This is a genomic window from Actinomadura sp. NPDC049382 (assembly GCF_040677125.1).
In the GTDB taxonomy this organism is placed as follows: domain Bacteria; phylum Actinomycetota; class Actinomycetes; order Streptosporangiales; family Streptosporangiaceae; genus Spirillospora; species Spirillospora geliboluensis.
On record NZ_JBFARO010000018.1, the window covers coordinates 87,225 to 110,229 of the forward strand.

22 protein-coding genes and 1 tRNA gene are annotated in these 23,005 nt (G+C 73.8%); 12 read left to right on the forward strand and 11 right to left on the reverse strand.

Annotation, left to right across the window (positions count from 1 at the left end):
- Positions 1-169: 169 nt before the first annotated feature.
- The 4 genes from AB0K34_RS14635 to AB0K34_RS14650 all read left to right on the forward strand — a co-directional run bounded on the left by AB0K34_RS14635 (position 170) and on the right by AB0K34_RS14650 (position 3,295).
- Positions 170-1,372, forward strand: coding sequence for a histidine kinase (locus tag AB0K34_RS14635; protein WP_301174677.1), 1,203 nt, complete (start codon positions 170-172; stop codon positions 1,370-1,372).
- Between the two features lie 13 nt (positions 1,373-1,385).
- The gene (locus AB0K34_RS14640; protein ID WP_138637837.1) at positions 1,386-2,033 is read left to right on the forward strand and encodes a response regulator transcription factor; all 648 of its coding nucleotides are present in this window, start codon (positions 1,386-1,388) and stop codon (positions 2,031-2,033) included.
- 18 nt (positions 2,034-2,051) lie between these two features.
- Positions 2,052-2,462, forward strand: a complete 411-nt coding sequence (locus tag AB0K34_RS14645) for a hypothetical protein (protein ID WP_364548672.1) — start codon at positions 2,052-2,054, stop codon at positions 2,460-2,462.
- A gap of 152 nt (positions 2,463-2,614) precedes the next feature.
- Entirely contained in the window at positions 2,615-3,295 is a 681-nt protein-coding gene (locus AB0K34_RS14650) for a DUF4328 domain-containing protein (protein WP_138637838.1), read from the forward strand.
- 28 nt (positions 3,296-3,323) lie between these two features.
- On the opposite strand, the gene AB0K34_RS14655 is transcribed toward AB0K34_RS14650, so the two are convergent.
- The 3 genes from AB0K34_RS14655 to AB0K34_RS14665 all read right to left on the reverse strand — a co-directional run bounded on the left by AB0K34_RS14655 (position 3,324) and on the right by AB0K34_RS14665 (position 7,311).
- Positions 3,324-6,656: a DNA polymerase III subunit alpha gene (locus tag AB0K34_RS14655; RefSeq protein ID WP_364548674.1), complete on the reverse strand. Its 3,333-nt coding sequence runs from the start codon at positions 6,654-6,656 to the stop codon at positions 3,324-3,326.
- Between the two features lies 1 nt (position 6,657).
- The gene (locus tag AB0K34_RS14660; RefSeq protein WP_364548677.1) at positions 6,658-6,933 is read right to left on the reverse strand and encodes a DUF6504 family protein; all 276 of its coding nucleotides are present in this window, start codon (positions 6,931-6,933) and stop codon (positions 6,658-6,660) included.
- Between the two features lie 105 nt (positions 6,934-7,038).
- Entirely contained in the window at positions 7,039-7,311 is a 273-nt protein-coding gene (locus AB0K34_RS14665; RefSeq protein ID WP_240807862.1) for a hypothetical protein, read from the reverse strand.
- A gap of 299 nt (positions 7,312-7,610) precedes the next feature.
- Here AB0K34_RS14665 and AB0K34_RS14670 point away from each other — a divergent pair, with 299 nt between their 5' ends.
- The 4 genes from AB0K34_RS14670 (at position 7,611) to AB0K34_RS14685 (ending at position 12,579) form a co-directional block, all read left to right on the forward strand.
- Complete coding sequence (locus AB0K34_RS14670) at positions 7,611-8,291, forward strand: TetR family transcriptional regulator (RefSeq protein WP_138637841.1); 681 nt, start codon at positions 7,611-7,613, stop codon at positions 8,289-8,291.
- 84 nt (positions 8,292-8,375) lie between these two features.
- Positions 8,376-9,338 carry a quinone oxidoreductase gene (locus AB0K34_RS14675; RefSeq protein ID WP_138637842.1) on the forward strand — a complete coding sequence of 321 codons (963 nt, stop codon included), beginning with the start codon at positions 8,376-8,378 and terminating at the stop codon, positions 9,336-9,338.
- A gap of 71 nt (positions 9,339-9,409) precedes the next feature.
- Positions 9,410-10,753: a DUF4389 domain-containing protein gene (locus AB0K34_RS14680; protein WP_364548682.1), complete on the forward strand. Its 1,344-nt coding sequence runs from the start codon at positions 9,410-9,412 to the stop codon at positions 10,751-10,753.
- Positions 10,754-10,833: 80 nt separating this feature from the next.
- Positions 10,834-12,579: a serine/threonine-protein kinase gene (locus AB0K34_RS14685; protein WP_364548685.1), complete on the forward strand. Its 1,746-nt coding sequence runs from the start codon at positions 10,834-10,836 to the stop codon at positions 12,577-12,579.
- A gap of 17 nt (positions 12,580-12,596) precedes the next feature.
- On the opposite strand, the gene AB0K34_RS14690 is transcribed toward AB0K34_RS14685, so the two are convergent.
- Positions 12,597-13,553: an alpha/beta hydrolase gene (locus AB0K34_RS14690; RefSeq protein ID WP_364548688.1), complete on the reverse strand. Its 957-nt coding sequence runs from the start codon at positions 13,551-13,553 to the stop codon at positions 12,597-12,599.
- 137 nt (positions 13,554-13,690) lie between these two features.
- On the opposite strand from AB0K34_RS14690, the gene AB0K34_RS14695 reads away from it, so the two are divergent.
- Positions 13,691-15,487, forward strand: a complete 1,797-nt coding sequence (locus tag AB0K34_RS14695) for a serine/threonine-protein kinase (protein WP_364548691.1) — start codon at positions 13,691-13,693, stop codon at positions 15,485-15,487.
- Between the two features lie 21 nt (positions 15,488-15,508).
- On the opposite strand, the gene AB0K34_RS14700 is transcribed toward AB0K34_RS14695, so the two are convergent.
- Positions 15,509-16,147: a LysE family translocator gene (locus tag AB0K34_RS14700; protein WP_364548694.1), complete on the reverse strand. Its 639-nt coding sequence runs from the start codon at positions 16,145-16,147 to the stop codon at positions 15,509-15,511.
- A 179-nt stretch (positions 16,148-16,326) separates the two neighbouring features.
- On the opposite strand from AB0K34_RS14700, the gene AB0K34_RS14705 reads away from it, so the two are divergent.
- Complete coding sequence (locus AB0K34_RS14705) at positions 16,327-17,859, forward strand: glycosyltransferase family 39 protein (protein WP_364548697.1); 1,533 nt, start codon at positions 16,327-16,329, stop codon at positions 17,857-17,859.
- A gap of 6 nt (positions 17,860-17,865) precedes the next feature.
- On the opposite strand, the gene AB0K34_RS14710 is transcribed toward AB0K34_RS14705, so the two are convergent.
- The 4 genes from AB0K34_RS14710 to AB0K34_RS14725 form a co-directional block, all read right to left on the reverse strand.
- Positions 17,866-18,492 (reverse strand): DUF1444 domain-containing protein, encoded by a 627-nt coding sequence (locus AB0K34_RS14710; protein WP_364548700.1) that lies wholly within the window; start codon positions 18,490-18,492, stop codon positions 17,866-17,868.
- Positions 18,493-18,571: 79 nt separating this feature from the next.
- Positions 18,572-20,077 carry a cobyric acid synthase gene (locus tag AB0K34_RS14715; RefSeq protein WP_364548703.1) on the reverse strand — a complete coding sequence of 502 codons (1,506 nt, stop codon included), beginning with the start codon at positions 20,075-20,077 and terminating at the stop codon, positions 18,572-18,574.
- Positions 20,074-20,979 carry a cobalamin biosynthesis protein gene (locus AB0K34_RS14720; protein WP_138637847.1) on the reverse strand — a complete coding sequence of 302 codons (906 nt, stop codon included), beginning with the start codon at positions 20,977-20,979 and terminating at the stop codon, positions 20,074-20,076. The genes AB0K34_RS14715 and AB0K34_RS14720 overlap by 4 nt, the downstream gene beginning before the upstream one ends.
- Entirely contained in the window at positions 20,954-21,742 is a 789-nt protein-coding gene (locus tag AB0K34_RS14725; RefSeq protein WP_301174679.1) for an aminoglycoside phosphotransferase family protein, read from the reverse strand. The genes AB0K34_RS14720 and AB0K34_RS14725 overlap by 26 nt, the downstream gene beginning before the upstream one ends.
- A gap of 124 nt (positions 21,743-21,866) precedes the next feature.
- Here AB0K34_RS14725 and AB0K34_RS14730 point away from each other — a divergent pair.
- Positions 21,867-21,943 (forward strand) — tRNA-Arg (locus AB0K34_RS14730).
- Positions 21,944-22,222: 279 nt separating this feature from the next.
- Here the strand turns inward: AB0K34_RS14730 and AB0K34_RS14735 are convergent.
- Positions 22,223-22,408 (reverse strand): hypothetical protein, encoded by a 186-nt coding sequence (locus AB0K34_RS14735; protein ID WP_138642264.1) that lies wholly within the window; start codon positions 22,406-22,408, stop codon positions 22,223-22,225.
- Positions 22,409-22,708: 300 nt separating this feature from the next.
- Here AB0K34_RS14735 and AB0K34_RS14740 point away from each other — a divergent pair, with 300 nt between their 5' ends.
- Positions 22,709-22,831, forward strand: a complete 123-nt coding sequence (locus AB0K34_RS14740) for a hypothetical protein (protein ID WP_274704690.1) — start codon at positions 22,709-22,711, stop codon at positions 22,829-22,831.
- Between the two features lie 38 nt (positions 22,832-22,869).
- Here AB0K34_RS14740 and AB0K34_RS14745 read toward each other — a convergent pair.
- Positions 22,870-23,005: IS3 family transposase (locus AB0K34_RS14745; RefSeq protein ID WP_364548712.1), on the reverse strand; the 136-nt coding region annotated here is incomplete at its 5' end.

Genomic DNA, 23,005 nt, shown 5'->3' on the forward strand with positions numbered 1-23,005 from the left:
TCAACGCTACGGGGCACCTCTGACATTTTCGAACCTTTATTCGAGCGGCCCGGCGGGCGCGAGGCGCCGATGATCACGGAGCGCGACGGCGGGCCGGGGGCCGCGCCGGCCCGGGATCGGCCGTTCGGCCGATCCGGCGGGTCCCCGGCAGGCCGTACCCTGCATCACCGTGAGCGACCTGGGGACACGGCTGGACCGCATCCATTCGGTGGGCGGCTGCCTGATGCGCGCCGCGTACCTGGGCTTCGCGGGCCTGTACCTGCTCGGCTGCCTGGTCGCGATGGTGCGGGACATGCCCACCCTGTGGCTGCTGGTCGTCGCGGCCGTCGCCAGCGTCGCGGCCGTGGCCGGGCGGGTCGTCCCGTGGGCGGTCGCGGCGGGGGCGCTGTCGGCGTCCAGCACCCTGTACCTCGGGCTCGCGGTGCGCCCCGACTACACCGCGCCGAGCGTGCTCGCGGAGGTCGGCGGGCTGCTGATCGCCATCAGCCGGACGATGTGGAAGGCGCGCCGCGAGCACCTCGTCCCGCTGGCGGCGCTGCTCGGCGCCGCGGTGCTGGCGACGCCGCTGCGCTGGTCGGCGCTCGCCGGGGCGCTGATCAGCGCGCCGCTCGGCATCACCGTGTCGATCGCCCTCGGCATCGGCCTGTACCTGCGGGCGCTGGACGCCCGGCGGTCCCGGTCGCTCGCGGCGGCGCGCCGGGACGAGCGGCTGGAGCTGGCCCGCGACCTGCACGACTTCGTCGCCCACCACGTGACGGGCATCGTCGTCCAGGCGCAGGCGGCGCGGTTCGCGGCGCAGGCGGGCGCGGGCCAGTCGCCGGAGGACCTGGACCGCATGTTCGGCGGCATCGAGAAGGCCGGCACCGAGGCGCTGACCTCGATGCGCCGCATGGTCGGCCTGCTGCGGGACGCGCAGCACGTCAACGCCCCGGACGGGGACGCCCTCCCCGACGGCGGCGCCGCCACCCGCCCCGTCGGCGACCTCGGGCAGCTCCGCGACCTCGTCGCCGGGTTCGCCCACCCGCCGGCGACGCTGACGCTCGCGCCCGACCTCGGCGCGCTGCCGCCGGAGGTGGCGGCGTCGGCGCACCGGGTGGTGCAGGAGGCGCTGACCAACATCCGCAAGCACGCCGCCGACGCCGCGACCGTGCGGGTCACGCTCGGACGGGCGGGCGCCGACGTCGAGGTGGCGGTGCGCGACGACGGGCGGGGCCGCGGCCGACGGCTGCCGTCCGGCGGGTTCGGGCTCACCGGGCTGGCGGAGCGGGTCGGCGCGGCGGGCGGGCGGCTGCGCGCGGGCCCGCGCCCCGAGGGCGGCTGGGAGGTCGTCGCGGTGCTCCCGGCCGGGGAGCGGCGGCCCGGCGGGAGCTGACAGAATCGGCCGGGTGAGCATCCGCGTCCTCGTCGCCGACGACCAGGAGATGGTCCGGACCGGGTTCCGGATGATCGTCGACTCGCAGCCCGACATGACCGTGGTCGGGGAGGCCGCCGACGGCGCCGCGGCCGTCGCGCTGGCCCGCCGGCTCCGTCCCGACGTGTGCCTGTTCGACATCAGGATGCCGGTGATGGACGGGCTGGCGGCGACCCGCGCGCTGGCCGGTCCGGGCGTCCCCGACCCGCTCCGCGTGGTGATCGTCACGACGTTCGACATGGACGAGTACGTGTACGGGGCGCTGCGCGGCGGCGCGGTCGGGTTCCTGCTGAAGGACAGCGGCCCCGCGCTGCTGGTGGAGGCGGTCCGCGCGGCGGCGAGCGGCGGGTCGCTGGTGTCGCCGTCCATCACCGTGCGGCTGCTGGAGCGGCTGGCGCGGCCCCGCCCGGCCGCCGCGCCGCCCCGCGAGCCGCTCACCGACCGGGAGCTGGACGTGGTGAAGCGGGTCGCGCGCGGGCGGACGAACGAGGAGATCGCGGGCGAGCTGTTCGTGTCGCTGTCCACGGTCAAGACGCATCTCGGGAGCGTCCACCGCAAGCTGGGCACCCGGAACCGGGTGGAGACGGCCGCCTGGGCATGGGAGTCGGGCCTCATGATCTGACCGCCCCGCCACGGGCATGTGGGGCGGGAACGCGAAGGGGAGGCACTCGGGGGAAGGGACACGGCACTGGCACCGGAATCGCTGAACGGGCTGCCCGTCGCCGTCCTCGTCGTCTGGGCGCTGTGCGCCGCCGGCTGGGGCGCCGTCCTCGCGGGGCTGCGCCGCGGCCTGCCCGGGCCGGCCCGGGGCCCGGCGCTGTTCGCGCACACCGCGACCCCGGCGGGCGTCGTCCTGCTCTTCGCGCTGATCGGCTTCGGCTCGCTGCACGCGACGGTCGCGCTGGCCGCCGAGTGGTGGGGCCTGCTGGCCGTGACCCGGTTCCGGCCGGAGCGGCTGCTGTCCACAGGTGGCCTCGGCCGGCTCGCCGCCTGGGCCGCCGTCACCGCCGCCTTGGCCTTCGCCGCCACACGGTTCGTGTTCCAGATGTGACGATCCGGTGAGACCGCGAACCCGCGTGGGGTCGCGCGAGTCAAACGTACGTAGTATCCGAAGCAGCGAACAGCAAAGACCGGCGACCCGCGAGGGCCGGTGGGCGAGAACCGGGTGACAGCGAGCGAGCCATGAGACCAGGGAGGTGGACCATGCCGTGCGCGCTGTGCGGCGACATCATCCCGACGGAGGTCGACCGGTGCCCCGGCTGCGGCGCGTGGGCGCGCCGCCGGGACTTCCGCGCGGTCGGCGTGGCCGTGTTCATGCTGCTCGGGTTCAACGCGTTCGTCGCGCTCGGCTCGGGGATCAGCCTGCTGCGGCTCGCGCACCCGCTGCGCGGGGCGACGCACGACAGCTACGACCCGGCGGCCACCGGCCAGGCCCTCGCCCCCTACGCGGACGTGTTCACGATCGCCGCGATCATGGCCGGGGTGACCGGGCTGCTCTACCTGACCTGGCTGTGGCGGGCGTTCCGGCAGTCGCCGGGGCCGCACCGCCACCACCGCTCCTGGGTGCTGCTCGGCTGGTTCATGCCGGTCGTCAACCTGTGGCTGCCGCCCCGGATGGTCTACGAGGTGTGGGTGAACAGCGGCCGGTACCGGACGGCCGAGCGCCAGGCCGCCGGCCTCGTCGTGGCGGCCTGGTGGTGCTGCGCCCTGCTCGGCCTGCTCCTCGGCCGCGCGTTCACGCACGGCAGCGTCGACACCCTCGCCGAGGCGCGCTTCGACGTCCACGTCGGCGTCGCCGCCGCCGCGTTCCAGGCGCTGGCCGCCGCGCTGTGCATGGCCACCGTCTTCCAGATCACCCGCCTCCAGCTCACCCGCGACACCTAGCCGGGCGGCCCGCCCCGCCCCGCTCCGGCTAGGAGCCGGAGGAGCCGGGGCTGGCGTGCCAGAGCGCGGCCCGCGGCGGGCGCTTGACGGCCGGGCCCGCGTGGCCGATGTCGGAGTACGGCGACATCGCGAAGCCCGTCGGCTGGACGATCCGGCGCCCCACCGGCCGGCCCCGCGGCGCGGCGCCCCGCAGCGCGGCGCGGAGGGCGTCCGGCCCTCCGCGGCACCACTCCTCGTTCAGGGCGTTCAGGTCCCAGCAGGCGTTCGCGGTGATCGAGACGGCGGAGTCACCGGCATGGCGGACGCGGCCCCGGGCGACGAGCAGCCAGGAGCCGAACACCGTGGCGGCGCACCGGTCCTGCACCGACTCGAAGAAGGTGAGGTCGACGGGGCCGGTCGCGTCGTCCAGCGTGGCGAAGATGACCCGCTGCCCGGACCGTACCGCCGGGGTCTGCGTGGCGACCTTCACCCCGGCGACCAGGACCTCGCTCCCGGCGGGGCGTCCCGGCAGGTCGGCGGCGCGGACCACGCCGAGCGCGGCGAGCAGCCCGGCGTAGAAGGTCAGCACGTGCCGGCTGACGTCCATGCCGAGGATGTCCAGCTCCGCCTCGACGACCTCGGCCGGCGTCATCGGCGGCAGCTCCCCCGCCGGGATCTCCTCGGCGAGGTCGAGCTCCAGCCCGGCGTCGTCGGCGAGGGCGAGCTGCCCCTCGACCGGGGCCGCGCGGGCGGTGGCGCGGTCGAGGGCGCCGACGCGGCAGAGCAGGTCGCGGCGCGGGACCCGGTCGTGGACGGCGTCGAACGCCCCGGCCAGCACGAGCCGCTCGGCGGTCGGGCGGGAGACGCGGGCGCGGCGCCAGAAGTCGCCCAGCGACGCGTACGGCCGCGCCTCGACGATCTTCCCGACCTCGGCCTCGGAGATGCCCTTGACCTCGCTCAGCGCGACCCGGATCCCGGCCGGGCCGCCCGCCGAGACGGGTTCGGCGTGCCAGGCGGCGGCCGACCGGTTGACGTCCAGCGGCAGGATCGGCACGCCGAAGTGCCGCGCGTCGTCGAGGATGACCCGCTTGGGGTACATGCCGGGGTCATGGGTGAGGACGCCCGCGTAGAAGGCGGCCGGATGGTGGCGCTTCAGCCAGGCCGACTGGTAGGTGGGCAGCGCGAACGACGCCGCGTGCGCCTTGCAGAAGCCGAACGCGCCGAACGCCGTCAGCATCCGCCAGACGCCGTCGACGGTCGCCGCGTCGTAGCCGCGCGCCAGCGCCCGCTCCCGGAACCAGGCGCCGACGACGGCCTGGCCCCGCTCGCCGCCGAGGCTCCGCCGCGCCGCCTCCGCCCGCGACAGTCCGCACCCGGTCATCACGTCGATGACGCGGAGCACCTGCTCGTGGAACACGACCACGCCGAGGCTCTCCCGCAGCGCCGGTTCGAGGTCGGGATGCGGGTAGGCGGGCTCGCGGGTCCCGGCGCGGGCCTCCAGGAACGGCGACACCATGTCGGAGTTGACCGGGCCGGGCCGGAACAGCGAGATGTCGATCACCAGGTCGTCCAGGTCGCGGGGCTGGAGCCGGCCGATCAGGTCGCGCTGGCCGGGCGACTCGATCTGGAAGCAGCCGAGCGTCCGGGACGTGCGGATCAGCGCGAACGTCGCCGGGTCGTCGCGCGGGACGTCCTCCAGCACGATCCGCTCCCCCGACACCCGAGCGGCCTCCGCGACCGCGTGCGCCATCGCCGACTGCATCCGGACGCCGAGGACGTCGAGCTTCAGCAGCCCCATCGTCTCGACGTCGTCCTTGTCGAACTGGCTCATCGGGAACCCGACGGCGGCCTGCTCGATCGGCGTCCGGTCCCGCAGGGTCGGGTTCGACAGCAGGACGCCGCACGGGTGCATCGCGATGTGGCGGGGCAGGCCGTCCAGCCGCTCGGCGATCCGGAACAGCACCTCCAGCCGGCCCGCCGCAAGGTTGCTCTGCCGCAGCTCGGGCAGGTCGTCCAGCGCCGTGCGGATCTGGCTCGCCCGGATCCGCGGGAACGCCTTGGCGATCGCGTCGATCTCGGCGGGCGGGAGCCCGAGGGCGTTGCCGACGTCGCGGAGCGCGCTGCGCGCCCGGTAGGTCTCCATCATCGACACGCACGCCGTGCTCTCGGCGCCGAACCGGTCGAACAGGGCCTGGTACGCCTCCAGCCGCCGCGCCGACTCCACGTCCAGGTCGATGTCGGGCAGCCCCTCCCGGCTGTCGGCGAGGAACCGCTCCATGAGCAGGTCGTGGCGCAGCGGGTCGAGGTCGCCGATGCCCAGCAGGTAGTTGACCAGGCTGCCCGCGCCGGAGCCGCGGATCGCGCAGCGGATGCCGCGCTCCCTGATCAGCGCGGCGGCGTCGGCGACCGTGAGGAAGTAGGAGGCCAGGCCCTTGCGGGCGATGACGCCGAGCTCGGCCTCCAGCCGCCCGGCGGCCCGCGCCGAGCCGGCGAGCCCGCGCCGGGCCATCCCGTCCGCGCACCGGGCGGTGAGCCGCGCGTACGGGTCGTCACCGGCGGCGGGCAGGTGGACGTCGTCCATGCCGAGGTCGCGGCCCGGGTCCAGGACGCAGCGCTCGGACAGCCGCCGCGTCGCCGCGAGCAGCGCGTCCGCCTCGTCCGGGCCGCAGGCGAGCTCCGCCGCCCGGCGCAGCTGCGGGACCGATTTCAGGTAGGCGTGCCCGGTCTGGTCCTCCAGGTGGCGCCGGTCCAGCGGGACGAGCTTGCGGGTGACGTCCAGCACCTGCGCGACCGGGTGGTCGGCGGGCTCCAGGTAGCGGACGGCGTTGCCGAGCACCGCGGGCACCCCGGCGGCGCGGGCGAGCGCGAGCATCCGCGCGGCGCGCGGCCCGTCGCCCCGGCCGTGGTGGTTCACGATCTCCACCGCGGTCTCGGCGGTGGCGCGCCAGGCGTCCAGCCGCGCCGCCGCGACGTCGGGGCGCCGCCCGGCGACCGCGCGCCCCACGTCGGACGCCGGGCCGAGCAGCACGATCAGCCCCTCGGCGTGCGCGCCGACCATCTCCCGCGTCACCACCGGGTTCCCGCGCCCGCCCGCCGCGTGCGCCGCCGACACCAGCCGGCACAGCGACCGCCACCCGGCCCGGCCCTCGGCGAGCACCACGACGCGCTCCTCGCCGGTGGAGACGACCCGGAGATCGGCCCCGACCACCGCCCCGATGCCCGCGTCCGCGCACGCCAGGACGTGCCGGACGGCGCCGTACAGCCCGTCGCGGTCGGTCAGCGCGAGCGTCTCCATGCCGAGGCCGGCCGCGCGCTCCGCCAGCGCCGCCGGCGGGGCGACGCCGTAGCGGAGCGAATAGCACGAAGCGACATGAATGTGCACGTCAGTCCCATACCCGGGAGAGCAGCCAGCTGTCGCCGGCGGCGTCATAACGCAGCTCGTAGACGCCGATCTCCCTGTCCGGGCTCGCCTCGACCCGCCAGAACTCCCGCTCCCCGGTGGCCTCGCCGGCGGGCTGCTGCTCCCGCCACCAGTCACGGGTCGTGACCCAGTGCTCCAGCACCCGCCGCACGGCGTAGAGCCGGCCGCGCCAGACGAACCGGACCGGACGGCCGTCGCTCACCCAGACCTCGACCGGATCGCCGAACACGCGTGTCATCTGCCTCCCCCTCGCGCACACCGCACGGGGGAAGGACATGCGGACGTTCGAACAAACGTTCGCCTCGGAGTCTAGGGAAGCCGCCGCCCCGGGAGCAAGGCGGGATCAGGTCAGCAGCCGGGTCAGTTCGTCGGCGGCGCCCTCCGCGTCGGCCACGTCGGCGATGCCGCCGCCCGGCCACAGGTAGGACCAGCCCTCGCCGGCGGGGGTCGCGACGACCATCACCCGGCGCCGCGTCCGCGGGCCGTAGACGGCCAGCAGCGACTCGTCCGGCCCGGCGAACCGCCACGCGAGCCCCCGGGCCTCGACCTCGCGGGCGAGCGCCGCGAGGTGACGCCGGCGCGCCTCGGCGGTCTCCCGCCCACCCACTACAGACACATCAGCCGCCTCACCAACGGTCCGCGCCCCGCATGACCTTGGGCGATCATCCGGCGACGAATGGTGACCGGACTTCAGCATGACCGGTCGGCCGCGATCGCGGAGGGGGAATCCGGAGAGTGGGCCGGGTGTTTCCCGGACCCGCGAGGATGGTCCCCCGCGAGCGCGTGCGCGCCCGTCGCGCGACGGACCTTCCAGCGGGCGGAACCCGCCGCGCATCCGGAGGGTTCGTCCGTGATAGAAGCCTCTGTGAGACGGGCATCATGTGCCCATGCCAGGCAGATAGAAGGAGCGAGCCGATGAGCGCCGTCCCCGCCGGCGACCCGTCCGGCCCCACACACGGCACCTCGTCGGCGCAGGAGCGCGCGCTGGCCGGCCTCCGCGAGCGCAAGAAGCAGCGGACCCGCCTCGCGCTCATCGACGCCGCCCTGGAGCTGTTCCTCGCCAAGGGCTACGAGGCCACGACGATCGACGAGATCGTGGCGGCGGTGGAGGTGTCGCAGCGGACGTTCTTCCGCTACTTCGCCACCAAGGAGGACGTCGTCACCGGTTTCCTCGCCGAGCACGACCAGCTGCTCGGCGAGGCGCTCGCGGCCCGCCCGGCCGGGGAGCGGCCCTTCGCCGCGCTGTTCGAGTCGCTGCGCGTCGTGCTGGAGACGATCGCCGAGGGCGACCCGGCGGACAGCGTCCGGTTCCGCCGCGTCCGGCAGGTGATCGAGTCGACGCCGTCGCTGATGGCCGCGCAGATGGCGCGCTACTCGGCGTCGGCGGAGGCGCTCGCCGTCGAGATCGCCCGCCGCGAGGGCGTCGACCCGGCCGACGACCTGCGGCCGCGGATCCTCGTCGCGTTCTACCTGGCGGCGGTGAAGGTCGCGTTCGAGGAGTGCGCCCGCCGGGAGATCTGGGACGCCGGGACGGTCGCGGCCCGCGTCGAGGAGGCCGTCACCGTCGCGGGCCGCACGATGCGCGACTGGGTCTGAGCGGGAACCGGGGCAGAACCCGGAACAACCGCCGGCGGCTCCGGGTTCTCCTTGATCGCCGGCCATCGAGCAGCAGGAGGGCGCATGCGCGCGATCGTCATCACCCGGAACGGCGGACCCGAGGTCCTGGAGCCCGCGGAGCGTCCCGCTCCCGAGCCGGGCCCCGGCGAGGTACTGGTCGACGTGGCGGCGGCGGGCGTCAACTTCATCGACGTGTACTTCCGGACGGGCGCCTACCCGCACGACCTCCCGTACACGCCGGGCATGGAGGCGGCCGGCACGGTCACGGCCGTCGGCGAGGGCGTCCGCGAGTTCTCGGTCGGCGACCGCGTCGCCTGGGCCGACGTGCACGGCGCCTACGCGGCGCAGGCCGTCGTCCCGGTGGAGCGGGCCGTCCCCGTCCCGGACGGCGTCGGGCTGGAGGACGCGGCGGCGTCGCTGCTGCAGGGCATGACCGCGCACTACCTGACCCGGTCGACGTATCCGATCCAGCCGGGCGACACCGTCCTCGTCCACGCGGCGGCGGGCGGCATGGGCCTGCTGCTCACCCAGACCGCCAAGGCGCTCGGCGCCCGCGTGATCGGCACGGCGTCCACCCCGGAGAAGGAGCGGCTCGCCAAGGACGCGGGCGCGGACGTCACGATGCCCTACGACGGTTTCGCCGCCCGGGTGCGGGAGCTGACCGGCGGCGAGGGCGTCGCCGCCGTGTACGACGGCGTCGGCGCGCCCACCTTCGACGGGAGCCTGGAGAGCCTGCGGCGGCGCGGCACCCTCGCGCTGTACGGCGCGGCGGGCGGCCCGGTGCCGCCGTTCGACCCGCAGCGCCTCAACAGGGCGGGGTCGCTGTTCCTGACGCGGCCGACGCTCGCCCACTACGTGGAGAAGCGCGAGGAGCTGCTGGAGCGCGCCGCCGACGTCTACGGCTGGATCGCGTCCGGCGCCCTGAACGTGCACGTCGGGCACCGCTACGACCTCGCCGACGCGGGCGCCGCGCACACCGATCTGCAGGCCCGGCGCACCACCGGCAAGCTCCTGCTGATTCCCTGACCGGCCCGCCGGGCCTCCCCCGGCTCCCTTAGGCTGGGCCCAAAGACGATCATCTGAGGAGCCCGCCCCCCATGACGACGACCGCCGCCGGCCCCCTGGAGCAGGACGAGCCCCGCGTCCTCGGCCCCTACCGCCTGCTCGGGCGGCTCGGCCGCGGCGGCATGGGCACCGTCTACCTCGGCGCCGAGCCCGACGGCCGGCGGGTCGCGGTGAAGGTCGTCAACCGGGACCTCGCCGGCGAGCCGGCGTTCCTCGCCCGGTTCCGCCGGGAGGTGACCGCCGCGCGGCGCGTCCACCGGTTCTGCACCGCGCCCGTCCTGGACGCCGAGCTCGACCAGGACCCGCCGTACATCGTCACCGAGTACATCGACGGGCCGAGCCTGGACAAGGCCGTCCGGGAGAAGGGGCCGCTGCCCGGCTCCGACCTGGAGGGCATCGCGGTCGGGGTCGCCACCGCGCTCGCCGCCATCCACGGCGCCGGGATCGTGCACCGCGACCTCAAGCCCGCCAACGTGCTGCTTTCGTCCACCGGCCCCCGCGTCATCGACTTCGGCATCGCCCGCGCCCTCGACGCCCCCGACGGGCCGACGCGCACCGGCCAGTTCGTCGGGACGCCGTCCTACATCGCGCCCGAGGTGCTGCGCGGCGAACCGGTCGAGCAGGCGTCGGACGTGTTCTCGTGGGGCTGCGTCGTCGCCTACGCCGGGACGGGCCGGCCCCCGTTCCAGGGCAAGACGGTCGCGGAGACGTTCCACCGCATCGGCCACGAGGAGCCCGACCTCGCCGGCCTCGACCCGCGGCTGCGCGAGGTCGTCGCCGCCGCGCTCGGCAAGGACCCCGCCGCCCGGCCGACCGCGCGGCAGCTCCTCACCCGCCTCGTCGGGCAGGAGCACGCCGACCCGGAGCGCGCCGCCGAGACGATCTCGATGTCGTGGCGGGGGGCGCATCCGGCCCCCGGGCCGGCCGCCCCCGAACCGGCCCCGGCCGCGGCCGCGGAGCCGCCGCCCGCCTCCGAAGCCGGAGCCGGAGCCGTCCAGGGCGCCGAGCAGCCGCCGCCCGTCCCCGAGCCCGTCGCGGCGCGGGAGCCGGAGCCGGGGGCCGGCGAGCAGACCGTCACGGTCGACCTGCCGTTCCCCGCGCAGTGGCGGGGCCCGAGGCGCTGGTTCACCCTGCTCAGGGGCCTGCTCGTCCTCCCGCACCTGATCGTCATGCTGGCCATGTACGCGCTGCTCGTTGTCGTGATGCCGCTCAGCTGGCTGGTGATCCCGTTCACCGGCCGCTACCCGCGCCCCCTGTACGGGCTCGTCGTCGGCTGCCAGCGCTGGTCGAGCCGCGTCATCGCGTACGCGTTCGGGCTCACCGGCGAGGCGCTCCCGCCGTTCCGCACCCTCCCGCGCGCCCGCCGGAGCCGCTGACTGAGTCCGCGCCGCCCGGCGCCGTCCAGCACACTAGGGTGCTACGAGACACTCCCCCCGATTCCCCCTTCAGGATCACGATGACCACGCACGCAGGAGAGAACGGTGAGGCCCTGCGCCCCGAGGACCCCGCGGAACTCGGCCCCTACCGGCTGATCGGGCGGCTCGGCCGCGGCGGCATGGGCACGGTCTACCTCGGCGAGGACGCCGGCGGGCGCCGCGTCGCGGTGAAGGTGATCAACCGGGAACTGGCCGGGGAGGGCTCGTTCCGGGAGCGGTTCCGGCGGGAGGTGACGGCGGCGCGGCAGGTCCGCCGGTTCTGCACCGCGCCCGTCATCGACGCCGAACTCGACCACGACCCCCTGTACGTCGTCACCGAGTACATCGAGGGCCCGAGCCTGGAGCGCGCCGTCGCCGAGCGCGGCCCGCTGCCGGGCTCGGACCTGGAGGGCATCGCGGTCGGCGTCGCCACCGCCCTCGCCGCCATCCACGGCGCCGGGATCGTGCACCGCGACCTCAAGCCCGCCAACGTCCTGCTGTCCTCCACCGGCCCCCGCGTCATCGACTTCGGCATCGCCCGCGCCCTCGACGCCCCCGACGGCCCGACCCGCACCGGCCAGTTCGTCGGGACGCCGAACTACCTGCCGCCCGAGCTGCTGCGCGGCGAGCAGGTGAGCCCCGCGTCCGACGTGTTCTCGTGGGGCTGCGTCGTCGCCTACGCCGGGACGGGGTCCGCGCCGTTCGCGGGCAACACCGTCCCCGAGATCTTCTACCGGGTCGTGCACGAGGAGCCGAAGCTGGACGGGCTCGACCCCGGCCTGCGGGACGTCGTCGCCGCCGCCCTCGACAAGGACCCGCGCCGCCGGCCGTCCGTCCAGGACGTCCTCGCCCGCCTCGTCGGCAACGGCACCACCGACCCGGCGACGCTCGCCGAGACCGTCCAGGCGGGCTGGCACGGCCCCGCCGCGGCGGCTGCGGGGGCGGGAGCCGCCGGGGCGGCGCCCCGGCCGCCGTCCGCCACGGCCACCGCGCCGACGGTGTTCCAGCAGCAGCCCAACCCCCTGCACGGCGCCGACACCACCCGCCGCGACACCCGGTCCGGCCCGCCGCGGGGCGGGGGGCTCCCCCAGCGCCCGCTGCTCATCGGCGGCGCCGCCATCGCCGCCGTGGTGCTGCTCGCCGTCGTCGCGTTCACCGTCTTCCGCTCGGACGGCCCGCCCGAGAACCTGGCGACCGCGTTCGGCGACGCGTTCGCCGACTCCGCGTCCGGCTGGGGCGACACCTACGACAAGACCTACGGCTACGCCGACGGCAAGTACCGGATGCAGACCAAGGACAACACCGGGGTCGTCGCGCGCTGGGTGCCGAAGGACAAGCGGGAGGACTTCCCCGACCCGATGCTCGCGACCGTCACGGTGGCGGTCGGGCAGGGCCCCGCGGACGCCATGTTCGGCATCCTGTGCCGGGGCGACGAGGACGGCAAGAAGCAGTACATGTTCCTCATCCGCAACGACGGCAAGGGCGCGGTGCTCCGCAAGATCAACGGTGATCTCGGCACGAAGGACCTCGCGACCCCCGACTCGGTCCCCGGCTACGACGACAAGGGGCCGAACAAGGTCCAGGCCGCCTGCGAGGGCAGGCTGGACGACGGCCCGTCGGTCCGGCTGCGGCTCTGGGTGAACGGCGAGAAGGTCCTCGACGAGACCGACACCGACCAGCCGCTCGGCAACGGCTGGGTCGGGCTCCAGGTCGAGCGGGGCGGCAACCCGGCCGAGCAGATCGTCGCCGACTTCGACGACTTCGACATGTCGAAGATCCTCGGCTGACCCCTGCGGGCCGCCGGTCAGCGAGCGGGCAGGTAGCCGTTCGTCCAGCGGGCCAGCTCCTCGAACACCCGCGTCCGGGCGGGCTCGGCCGACAGCACCAGGTCGTGCAGGCCGCCGTCGATCCGGACGAGCGTGACGTGCCGCCCGATCCGGGGTGCGTACCGGGCCATGTGCTCGACGTCCAGCACCGCGTCGGCGCCCGTCACGTCCAGCACCCTGCGGGACGGGCGGACGCTCCGCGTCGACGCCATGACCAGGACCGGAACGTCCACGTCCAGGCCCTTGTGCAGGCGGAGCTGCCCGCGCCGCACCGCCGCCAGCCACGCCGCCCGCACCGGGAACCCCAGCAGCGGCTTCCAGGCGAGGTCGAACTCCCACTCGCCGTCGTGCTCGCGGTGGAGGCTGCGCGGGTACAAGTCGGACACTCCCGCCGGCAGCTTCGCCTTCGGGAACCGGGACCGCAGCGCCCGCGCCAGCCCCGCGCCGGCCTTGCGCATCACGAGCGGCTCGGCGAGGTCGAAGAACGGGCTATTGAGGAAAAGGCCGTCCACCAGGCCCTTCCCCTTCACCCGGTCGGCCCACAGCGCGGCGATCAGCCCGCCGGTGGAGTGCCCGTTCAGCAGCAGCGCGTCGTGGCCGTCCACGTCCCGGATGATCCGGACGGCCTCGCCGATCTCCGGAAAGTAGTCCGAGAGGCTCTCGATGTAGTTCGGCGTCTGGTGCGGGCGCAGCGAGCGCCCGTACTTGCGCAGGTCGAGCGCGTAGAAGTCGAAGCCGAGGTCCAGGTAGAAGTCGGCCAGGTGCTTCTGGAAGAAGTAGTCGACGAACCCGTGCAGGTACAGCACCGCCCGGCGGGACGGGTCGGTGCCGCGCCGCCGCACCAGCGTCGCGACCACCTCGCCCTCGGCGTCCCGCCCCATCGGCAGCTCGATCGCCTCGTAGCCGGGGCCGAGCACGTCGTCCGTCACGTCCACGCTTCCTCCCAAGACCCGTCCGCAGGGTCTCAGCGTACGGGCGGTCGCGGGCCGCGGGCCGCGACCGGGAACGGATGCACCCCCCGCCGACGTCCGAAAGACTGAGCGCACACGCCTTCGGCTTCCGGGAGACGCCCATGCAGGCCCCCCTTCGCGACCGCGACCCGCGCCGGCTCGGCCCGTACCGGCTGACCGCACGGCTCGGCCGGGGCGGCATGGGCACCGTCTTCCTCGGCGAGGACGCCGCCGGACGGCGCGTCGCGGTCAAGGTCGTCAACCCGGAGCTGGCCGACGACGAGGCGTTCCACGAGCGGTTCCGCCGCGAGGTGACGGCCGCGCGGCAGGTCCGGCGGTTCTGCACCGCCGCGGTGCTGGACGCGCGGCTCGACGGCGACCCGCTGTACGTGGTGACCGAGTACGTCGCCGGGCCGTCGCTCGACGAGGCCGTCCGGTCGGGCGGGCCGCTGCGCGGCGGCGACCTGGAGGCGCTCGCGGTCAACATCGCTACCGCGCTGGGCGCGATCCACGGCGCCGGGATCGTGCACCGCGACCTCAAGCCGTCCAACGTGCTGCTGTCCCCGACCGGCCCGCGCGTGATCGACTTCGGCATCGCGCGGGCGCTGGACGCGGGCGACGGGCCGACCAGAACCGGCCAGTTCATCGGCACCCCCGCCTACATCGCGCCGGAGCTGATGCACGGCCGGGAGATCACCCCGGCCGCCGACGTGTTCTCCTGGGGCTGCGTCGTCGCCTACGCGGGGACGGGCCGCGTCCCGTTCGCCGGCGAGACGCTCCCGGAGATCATCAACCGGGTGACGTCCGCCGACCCCGACCTGGACGGGCTCGACGCGGCGGTGCACGACCTCGTGTCGCGCGCGCTGGCGAAGGACCCGTCCGAGCGTCCGACGGTCAAGCAGCTCATCCAGTCACTGACCGGCGAGGAGGCTCCGGCGGAGGCGGCGGTGGCACCGCCGGTCGATGAGCCTTCGGCGGAGGAGGCACCGGCGGAGGAGGCACCGGCGGAGGAAGCGCCGGTCACGGTGCCGCTGCCCCCGGCGCCGCAGCCGCCCCCGCGGCCGACGGCCGTCGCCGACCCGGCCACGGCCCCGACCACCGTGCCGCCGTTCCAGCCCCCGCCGACGGGCCCGTCCGCGATGCCGGTCCCGCCGGGGGCGCGGCGCCCGTCCCGTGGCGTCGGGCACCGGCGCGCCATCGGCCTGACGGCCGCCGTCGCGGTCGCCGGCCTGATCGGCGTCTCCGGCTTCATGGGCCTGCGCGGCCTCGGCGACGGGAACGGCGGGACGGGCGGCGGCGGCAGCGGCGCGGACACCGGCGCGGTCGCCGCGAACTTCCACAAGGGCCCGCCCGACGACAAGGACGAGGTCTTCGACGACAACTTCAGCGACGAGGACTCCGGCTGGAAGACGGCCGCCGCCCCCACCTGGGACGCGTCCTACCGCGACCGCCGATACGAACTGCACGTCCTCCCCACGACGACGTCGACGGCCGTCGACGCGCCGGTGCCGGACGTGCCAAGGTCGCAGCTCATGGAGGTCAAGGTCGAGTCCGTCCGGTCCGGGGGCGAGGCGGGGGTGTACTGCCGCGGGCAGAGCGGGGGCTTCGCGTTCCTGCTCCATCCGGAGGACGGCCTCGCCCGGATCGCCCGGCTCGGCTCCGGGCAGGTGCGGACGCTGGCGATCAACAAGGTCGAGCTCCGCGACGGCACCAACCGCGTGCAGGCCGCCTGCGTCGAGGGCGAGGGCGATACCGTCCACCTCGGCATGTGGGTGAACGGCCGGTCCGCCGCGTCGTCCGTCGCCACCCCCGGCGCGGGCGACCCGGACGGCCGGAGCGGCCTCATCCTCAACCGTCCGGAGAAGGCGACGGGGTACCCCGAGGCGGTCTTCGACGACTTCTCCCTCTGCTCGGTCTGAGCCGGGCGCGGGCGGCGGGGGTCAGTCCTTGCGGCCGGTGGCGGCGACGGTGACGCCGAGGCCGATCATCATCAGCCCGCCGGTGCCGCCGATCGCGGCGAGGCGGCGCGGTGAGCTGGCGAACCACTCGCGGGCCGTCCCGGCGGCGATGCCCCACACGCTGTCGCAGAACAGCGCGATGACCGCGAACACCGCGCCGAAGACCATCATCTGCAGGGTGGCGTGGCCGTGCTCGCGCACGACGAACTGCGGCAGGACGGCCGCGAAGAACACCGTCGTCTTCGGGTTCGTGATGCCGACGACGAAGCCCTGCAGCAGGGCCCGGCCGCCGGTCCGGCCCGCCTCGTCCGCGCCGATCGTCTCCTGCAGCGAGCGGCGGTGCCGGATGGCCTGCACGCCCAGGTAGGCGATGTAGACCGCGCCCACGATCTTCAGCGCGGTGAACACCACCGCGGAACGCTCCACGATCGACCCGACGCCGACCGCGACGGCGGCGGTCAGCGCGAGCGCCGCGAGCACCCCGCCGACGACCCCGGCGAGCGCGGTGCGGCGCCCGTGCGCCAGCGCCCGGCCGACGACGAACAGCACGGACGGCCCGGGGATCACGATGATCGCCAGCGCCATGGCGGAGAACGCCAGCAGTTGATGCAACGAAACCATGGACGCACATTACGGAGCACTCCCGACATCTCCCACCGATTTTTCCGCTCCCCCGGCCCGGCCTCTCCGGCCGCAAGACCGGGAGCCTGCGCCCACGGGATAGGGCGTGCGGGCGGTGTCCGGGGTCGGCCGGGGTGAAGATCGTGACTTATGTCATAGTCGCGCCCTAAGTTTGGATCATGACCGCCCCTGCCGCCGCGGCGCCGCGGCCCGCCAGCCTCCCCGCCGCCGCGCCGGCCCCGGCCTGGCGGCCGGTCCTGCTGATCGCCGGGGCGCTCGGCGTGCTCCTCCTCGTCCTCAGCGCCCGGTACGGCCACCACCGCGACGAGCTGTACTTCCGGGTGGCCGGACGGCACCTGGCCTGGGGGTATCCCGACCAGCCCGCGCTGCTGCCGCTGCTCGCGCGGGCGATCACGGCGGTGTTCGGCGACTCGCTCGTCGCGCTGCGAGCGCCGTCCGCCGTGTTCGCCGCGACGGGCGTGGTGGTCGCCGCGCTCACCGCGCGGGAGATGGGCGGCGGACGGCGCGCGCAACTGCTGACGGCCACGTCCTACGCGGTGTGCCCGTTCGCGGTCGCGGCCGGGCACCTGTTCTCCACGGCGACGCTCGACCTGCTACTGTCCACGACGCTCGTGTGGCTGACCGTCCGGTGGGTGCGGACCCGCGACCAGCGGCTGCTGCTCACCGCCGGCGCCGTCACGGCGCTGGCGCTGAACGTGAAGTACCTGGTCGTGTTCCTGCTGGCCGCGCTCGTGGCCGGGCTGCTGCTGTCGGGGCCGCGCGAGTTCCTGCGGCGCCCGATGCTCGCCGCCGGGGCCCTCGTCGCCGTCCTCGCGGCCGTCCCCGGGCTGGTGTGGCAGGCGCGGCACGGCTGGCCGCAACTGGAGATGGCCGACGCCATCGCCGACAAGGCCGACTTCGGCGGGCGGCCCGGGTTCATCCCGTTCCAGATCCTGCTGACCGGCGTGTTCCCGTCCTGGCTGTGGATCTACGGGCTGTGGCGGACGTACCGGTCCGGCGAGCTGCGGCCCTACCGGTTCCTCGGGCACGCGTACCTGCTGCTCAACGTGGTGTTCCTGGTCACCGCCGGGAAGCCGTACTACCTGAGCGGGCTGTGGGCGGCGCTCTGGGCGGCCGGGGCCGTGGAGATCGAGCGGAACGGCGCGCCGCGCGGCTTCGACTGGCTCGCGTCCGCCCCCATGTACGCGGTCACCGCGATCACGACGGTGCTGCTGACGCTGCCCGTCTACCCGGTGAAGTGGCTGGCCGACACGCCGCAGCCCGCCGTCAACGCCGACTCCGCCGAGACGGTCGGCTGGCCCCGGTTCGCCGCGCAGGTCGCGGACGCCTACCGCTCGCTGCCACCGGCCGAGCGAGCCACGGCGACGATCGTCGTCAGCAACTACGGCGAAGCCGGGGCACTCGACATGTACGGGCCCGACCTCGGCCTGCCCCGCGCCTACAGCGGGCACAACGGCTACTGGTACTTCGGGCGTCCACCGGAGACGGGCGGCCCCACCATCGTCGTGGGGCCGGACAACGTCGCCGAGGGCGCCGGGCTACGCCGGTTCTGGTCGGACATCCGTCCCATGGGACGCATCGACAACGGCGTCGGGCTGGACAACCAGGAACAGGACAAGCCGATCTGGGTCTGCCGCGGGCAGCGCGCCCCGTGGCCGCAGCTGTGGCCCGAGTTCAAGCAGCTGTCGTGACGGCCGTCAGTCGGTCAGGACGTCCCAGACGCCGCCGCGCCGCACCATCAGGTTGTGGGTGAGCAGGCTCCCGGCGGGCACGTCCCAGCTCGGGTCGGCGTTGTCGCGGTCCTCCGCCCAGACCTGCGCGACCGCCCAGCGCAGCTTGTCCACACCATCGGGATGGCCGGTACCGGACGCCACGAACACGTCCCGGGCGGGGGCCGCCACGACGAGGTCGCCCTCCACGTCCTGCGCCAGCTTCTCCAGGAACCCGTCGTCCAGCAGCAGCCCGGCCTCCAGGGTGCCGCGCCCCGTCGTCCCGCCGAGCGACACCGTCACGGCGCGCACGTCGGGGTACCAGCTGAGGCTCAGCTCCGGACGCAGGTCGCGCAGGTTGATCACCGCGCGACGGCGCAGCTCGCCCGGCGCCACCCCGAGGTCGGCGCAGTGCCGACGCGCCACGTGCTCGTAGCGGCGGCCCGCCGGGGCGCCCTCGTCGGCGATCTCCAGCGCGTACGTGACGTACAGGTCGCCGGCGAACGGGTCGCGGACCGGCTCCTCGTCCGCGGGCAGCGGGAACTCCAGCTGGACCTCCGCCGGCACCCGCGCCTTCATGAGCGGGACGATCAGACTGGACCGCGGGTCGGACACGGGACGATCCTCCTGGTACCTGGTGCGGCCTGAGTGGATCACCTTACCGTCGCTCCGGGACCGCACGCGGAACCCCGGGTCAGCTCGTCCCGCCCACGGGCGGCGCCCCGCCGGGCGGGACGACGGGCAGCCCCGCCGGGGCGCCCTTCTCGAGGATCCGCCATACGGCATCGGTGTCCAGGTGCTCTTCGACGAGGTCGCCGAGCGCGTCCAGGGTCGCCTCTCGCAGGGCCGCGAACGACACGTCCGGCGCGGGGGTGAAATCCCTTCCCGCGTGGCGGGCGACGTCCTGAAGGAATGCCCTTCTGAACCCGTCGTTCTCCATGGCGCCGTGCCAGGTCGTCCCCCAGACGGCGCCGTTTCGGCATCCGTCCAGAAACGACTCTCCCCGAGCGGTGACAACGCCATGGTGGATCTCATAGGCGTGGACGTCCTCACCGTAGGCTTCGCCGGTCGGCCGCCCGAGGATCTTCTCTTCCCCGAATTCGACCTTGGCCGGCAGAAGACCGAGCCCCCGGGCCGTGCCCTTCTGGGACTCGACGTGGTCCACGATCTTCTCGGCGAGCATCTGGTAACCGCCGCAGATACCGAGAACGGGCAACCCCTCCCGGGCCCGCCGGGAGACCTCCTCGGCCATTCCCCTTTCACGGAGCCACTGCAGATCGTTCACCGTCGCCCTGGTACCCGGCAGAACCACGAGATCGGCCTCCGCCAGATCACCGACGCTCGCCGCGTACCGGACGATGACGCCAGGCTCGCACGCCAGCGCGTCCAGGTCGGTGAAATTCGAGATGCGCGGGAACCTGACGACGGCCACCCGCAGCGTCTGTTTCCCGAACGGGCTCCTCGCATCGGGCCTCGGCGCGTCCAACGCCAGCGTGTCCTCGGAATCGAGATACAGCCCCAGCTTCCACGGCAGCACACCCAGCGTCGGCCGCCCGGTAAGGGCCTCCAACTGCTCCAGCCCCGGCTTCAGCAACTCGTACTCGCCGCGGAACTTGTTGATGACGAACCCGGCGACGAGAGCCTGATCTGCTTCTTCCAGCAGCGCGACCGTCCCGTACAAGGACGCGAAAACACCGCCCCGGTCGATATCGCCGACGACCACGACCGGCAGATCGGCCGCCCGCGCCAGCCCCATGTTGACGATGTCGCCGCCGCGCAGATTGATCTCGGTCGGGCTTCCCGCGCCCTCGCACACCACCACGTCGTACTCGGACCGCAACTCGTCGAGGCTCTCCAGCACCACGCCCTTGAGCCATTCCTTGTGCTGCCCGTATTGGAGCGCGTCGACCTCCGCGACGGGCCGCCCGAGAACCACCACCTGGCTGCGCCGGTCACTCCCCGGCTTGAGCAGCACCGGATTCATCACCGCCCGCGGCTCTACTCCCGCCGCCTGGGCCTGCATGTACTGAGCCCGCCCGATTTCCGCCCCATCACTCGTCACCATCGAATTCAGCGACATGTTCTGAGCCTTGAACGGCGCGACCTTCACCCCCTGCCGCGCCAGCCACCGGCACAGCCCCGCCGTGACCACGCTCTTCCCCGCGTCCGACGTCGTCCCCGCCACGAGCAGCCCGCTCACCGCAGCACCCCGATCGCCACCGCCGCCGCGAACGTCACCGCCGCCGAAAGCCGGACGGCCTTCCTGATGTCCCTCACTTCGGGCACCCTGCCGTCCCCCATCTCGGGCCGCCGTTCGACCCGGCCCCCATAGGCGTTGACGCCGCCGAGCCGCACATCGAGCGCACCCGCGAACGCCGCTTCGACCCGTCCGGCATTGGGACTCGGGTGCTTCCCGCCGTCCCTTCTGAACACCCGCCAAGCCCTCGGCCCGCCGCACGCCACGACCAATCCCGCGGTCACCCGAGCCGGCACCCAGTTGGCGGCATCGTCCAATCTCGCCGCCGCCCACCCGAACCGCTCATACCTCGGACTCCGATACCCGACCATCGCGTCCAGCGTGTTGATGGCCCGATACATCAGCAGCCCCGGAATACCCGCCACCGCTCCCCAGACCAAAGGGGCCACCGACGCGTCCGAGGTGTTCTCGGCGACCGACTCCACGACCGCCCTGCTCAACCCCTTCGCGTCCATCCCCTCGGGATCCCGCGCGCACAAATGAGAAAGCCGCGCCCTGGCCGCCTCCACATCGCCCCGCTCAAGAACGCGGGCCATGACGAGCCCTTCACGTCCCAACGACGTCCCCCCGAGCACAGCCCAAGTGACCGCCGCGGTGGCAAGCCCGTGCACGCCGAACCGCCGGCTCACCCGCTCCAGCGCAACCCCGACGGCCCCCGCTCCGCCCACGAGAACCCCGGCATAGACGACCCCGCGCCACCGGACATCCCCGTAAAGAGTTTTTTCGACGGCCGAGGCCACGCGCCCGAATCCCGCGACCGGATGCCACCGCCTCGGATCCCCCAGAAAGGCGTCCAGCACGACACCGCCCACAAGCCCCTCAGCAGAGCCGCGCATCAAGTTCATCCCAGTGCCTCTCCAGCCAATCCTGCGCGCGCCGGATGCGCGGCCCGGCACCACCGTCCCAGATCCGCGCCCATCCCCCACCACGCTGCGCCCTGGCCCGCATGGCCCGATAGGAGCGCTCGAACCTCACCCGCGCCGTCGGCAGCACGTCCCGCCGCAGCTCCCGCGCCAACCCGTAAGCGTCACAGAAGACCTTGATCCTCCGCCCGACGTCCGCTCTGTACAGCAACGCGTCCCGATCGGCCGGATCCTCGATCGGCCCCCAATGCCGCAACGCGGTGACGACATCGAACAACCGCGTCGTGGGCCGCGCGAGGTCGAAATCAATCAGCGCCGCCGGGGCCCCACCCCGGAAGACCACATTCTCCGGCGTGACATCACAATGCCCGACGATCTCGGGCTGCCCGTCCAGATTGGAGAGGTCCTCATCCCACCCGGCGTCCGGCACACCGTAGGAGGCCACGGCATCGTGGTAGCGCCGCAAGAGCCGCCCCACTCCCCGAAGCGCGTCCTCCGAGACCACATGGGCCGCGAGCGGCCGGTGCGGCACCTCGCCGGGCACCCAGCTGAGCACCTCCCGCCCCCGCTCATCGACCCCCAGCACCCGCGGCGCCCCGTCGAACCCGACCGCCTCCAGATGCCGCAGCACCCCGTGCACAGCGGGACTGTGCGCCCCGAGCGGCCTCCGCACCGTCTCCCCGACCCGCACCACGCCCTCCGACACGTCCCCACCGAAGAGCGGAACCTCAATGTCCACTGCCACAGCACCCAAAGATAGAACCCGGAACCCCCCGCACGCTCCGCTCACGCGTGGTAACGGCGTTATAGATGTGGAGCTGGAGGACCCGCACCCTTACACTGTGTCCCGGCGTCCCGCCGGGCGCCGGGCGCCCGTAGCTCAGCTGGACAGAGCATCGGACTTCTAATCCGACGGTCGCGGGTTCGAATCCTGCCGGGCGCGCCACCGTATGACCTGCAGTCTTACCGCTGCCAAGATCCAAAGTTCTGTCCCGCTTTGTCCTCGTGTTCGCCCGGGTATCGCGGACCTGTCGCCGCCACCCCAGCGAACGGCCGTAATCGCCTACTCACCCGCCGCCCTGGCCCCAGCGACCATGCGATCGCTGGAGCGCCGTTGTACAGGCCGTCGCCGCCGTTGCCGCTGGCTGGGTGACCGTGGACGGCGCGGGTGTCCGCGCCCCGGCACGGTTCGGGGCACGGACGCCCGCGCGGCGAATCCGGTGGGTCAATCTGAGGAGGTCATGGCCTCGGTGTCTCCGCCAGCCGGATGAGGCGGCCCGGCGATGCCGTTTCGTCGGTCCGGCAGCACCAGAATCTCGGTGTCCTTCTCACGATCAGTCATCGGGAGAAAGCGGAGGGCCGCGAAGGTGTTCGCCACAGTCAAGTAGGCCAATCGCAACGGCACAGCCACCCACCATCCCTCGGCAACCGCCTCGCTGCGGCCTGTCCTTGCGACCGATCAAGCCCCATGTCGGAGCCCACGTCCTGCACGTCCCACCCTGCACGGACGTAGTCTTCGGCAGGCACAGGAGGTGGGGATCGCCGGACGGGATACCCGTTCTGCTGTGTGCGGGTGCGGCTACAAGCCGGTGGCTCGGCTTCGGCGGAGGTGTCGTCGAGACGCTCGGTTCGTCTGGTTTCCGTGGACCGCCCTGGGCTCGGTGTCTCCACACCTGCACCAGGGCGAACCTTCTCCGACTTCGCCGGTGACATGCGTCAGCGGGCCGCGTCCGACTCGGACGGCGCCGAGGAGTTCTTCGCCGGCTTCACCGCCGAGGCCAATGACACCAGCCATTCACCCGACAGCGGAGCACTCCTCGCCACCCGCATGTGAGGTTCCCCCCGTAGCACGGACAGCCGGCGTGAGATGGGTCAGGTGGCCGTAGTCGAGGAGCGGTGTCGTTCCTCGTAGTCCACCGGACTGAGCATTCCGATGCTGGAATGCCTTCTGAACGGGTTATACCAGCACTCGATCCATTCAAACACCGCGGCTGCGAGCTCGGCTCTT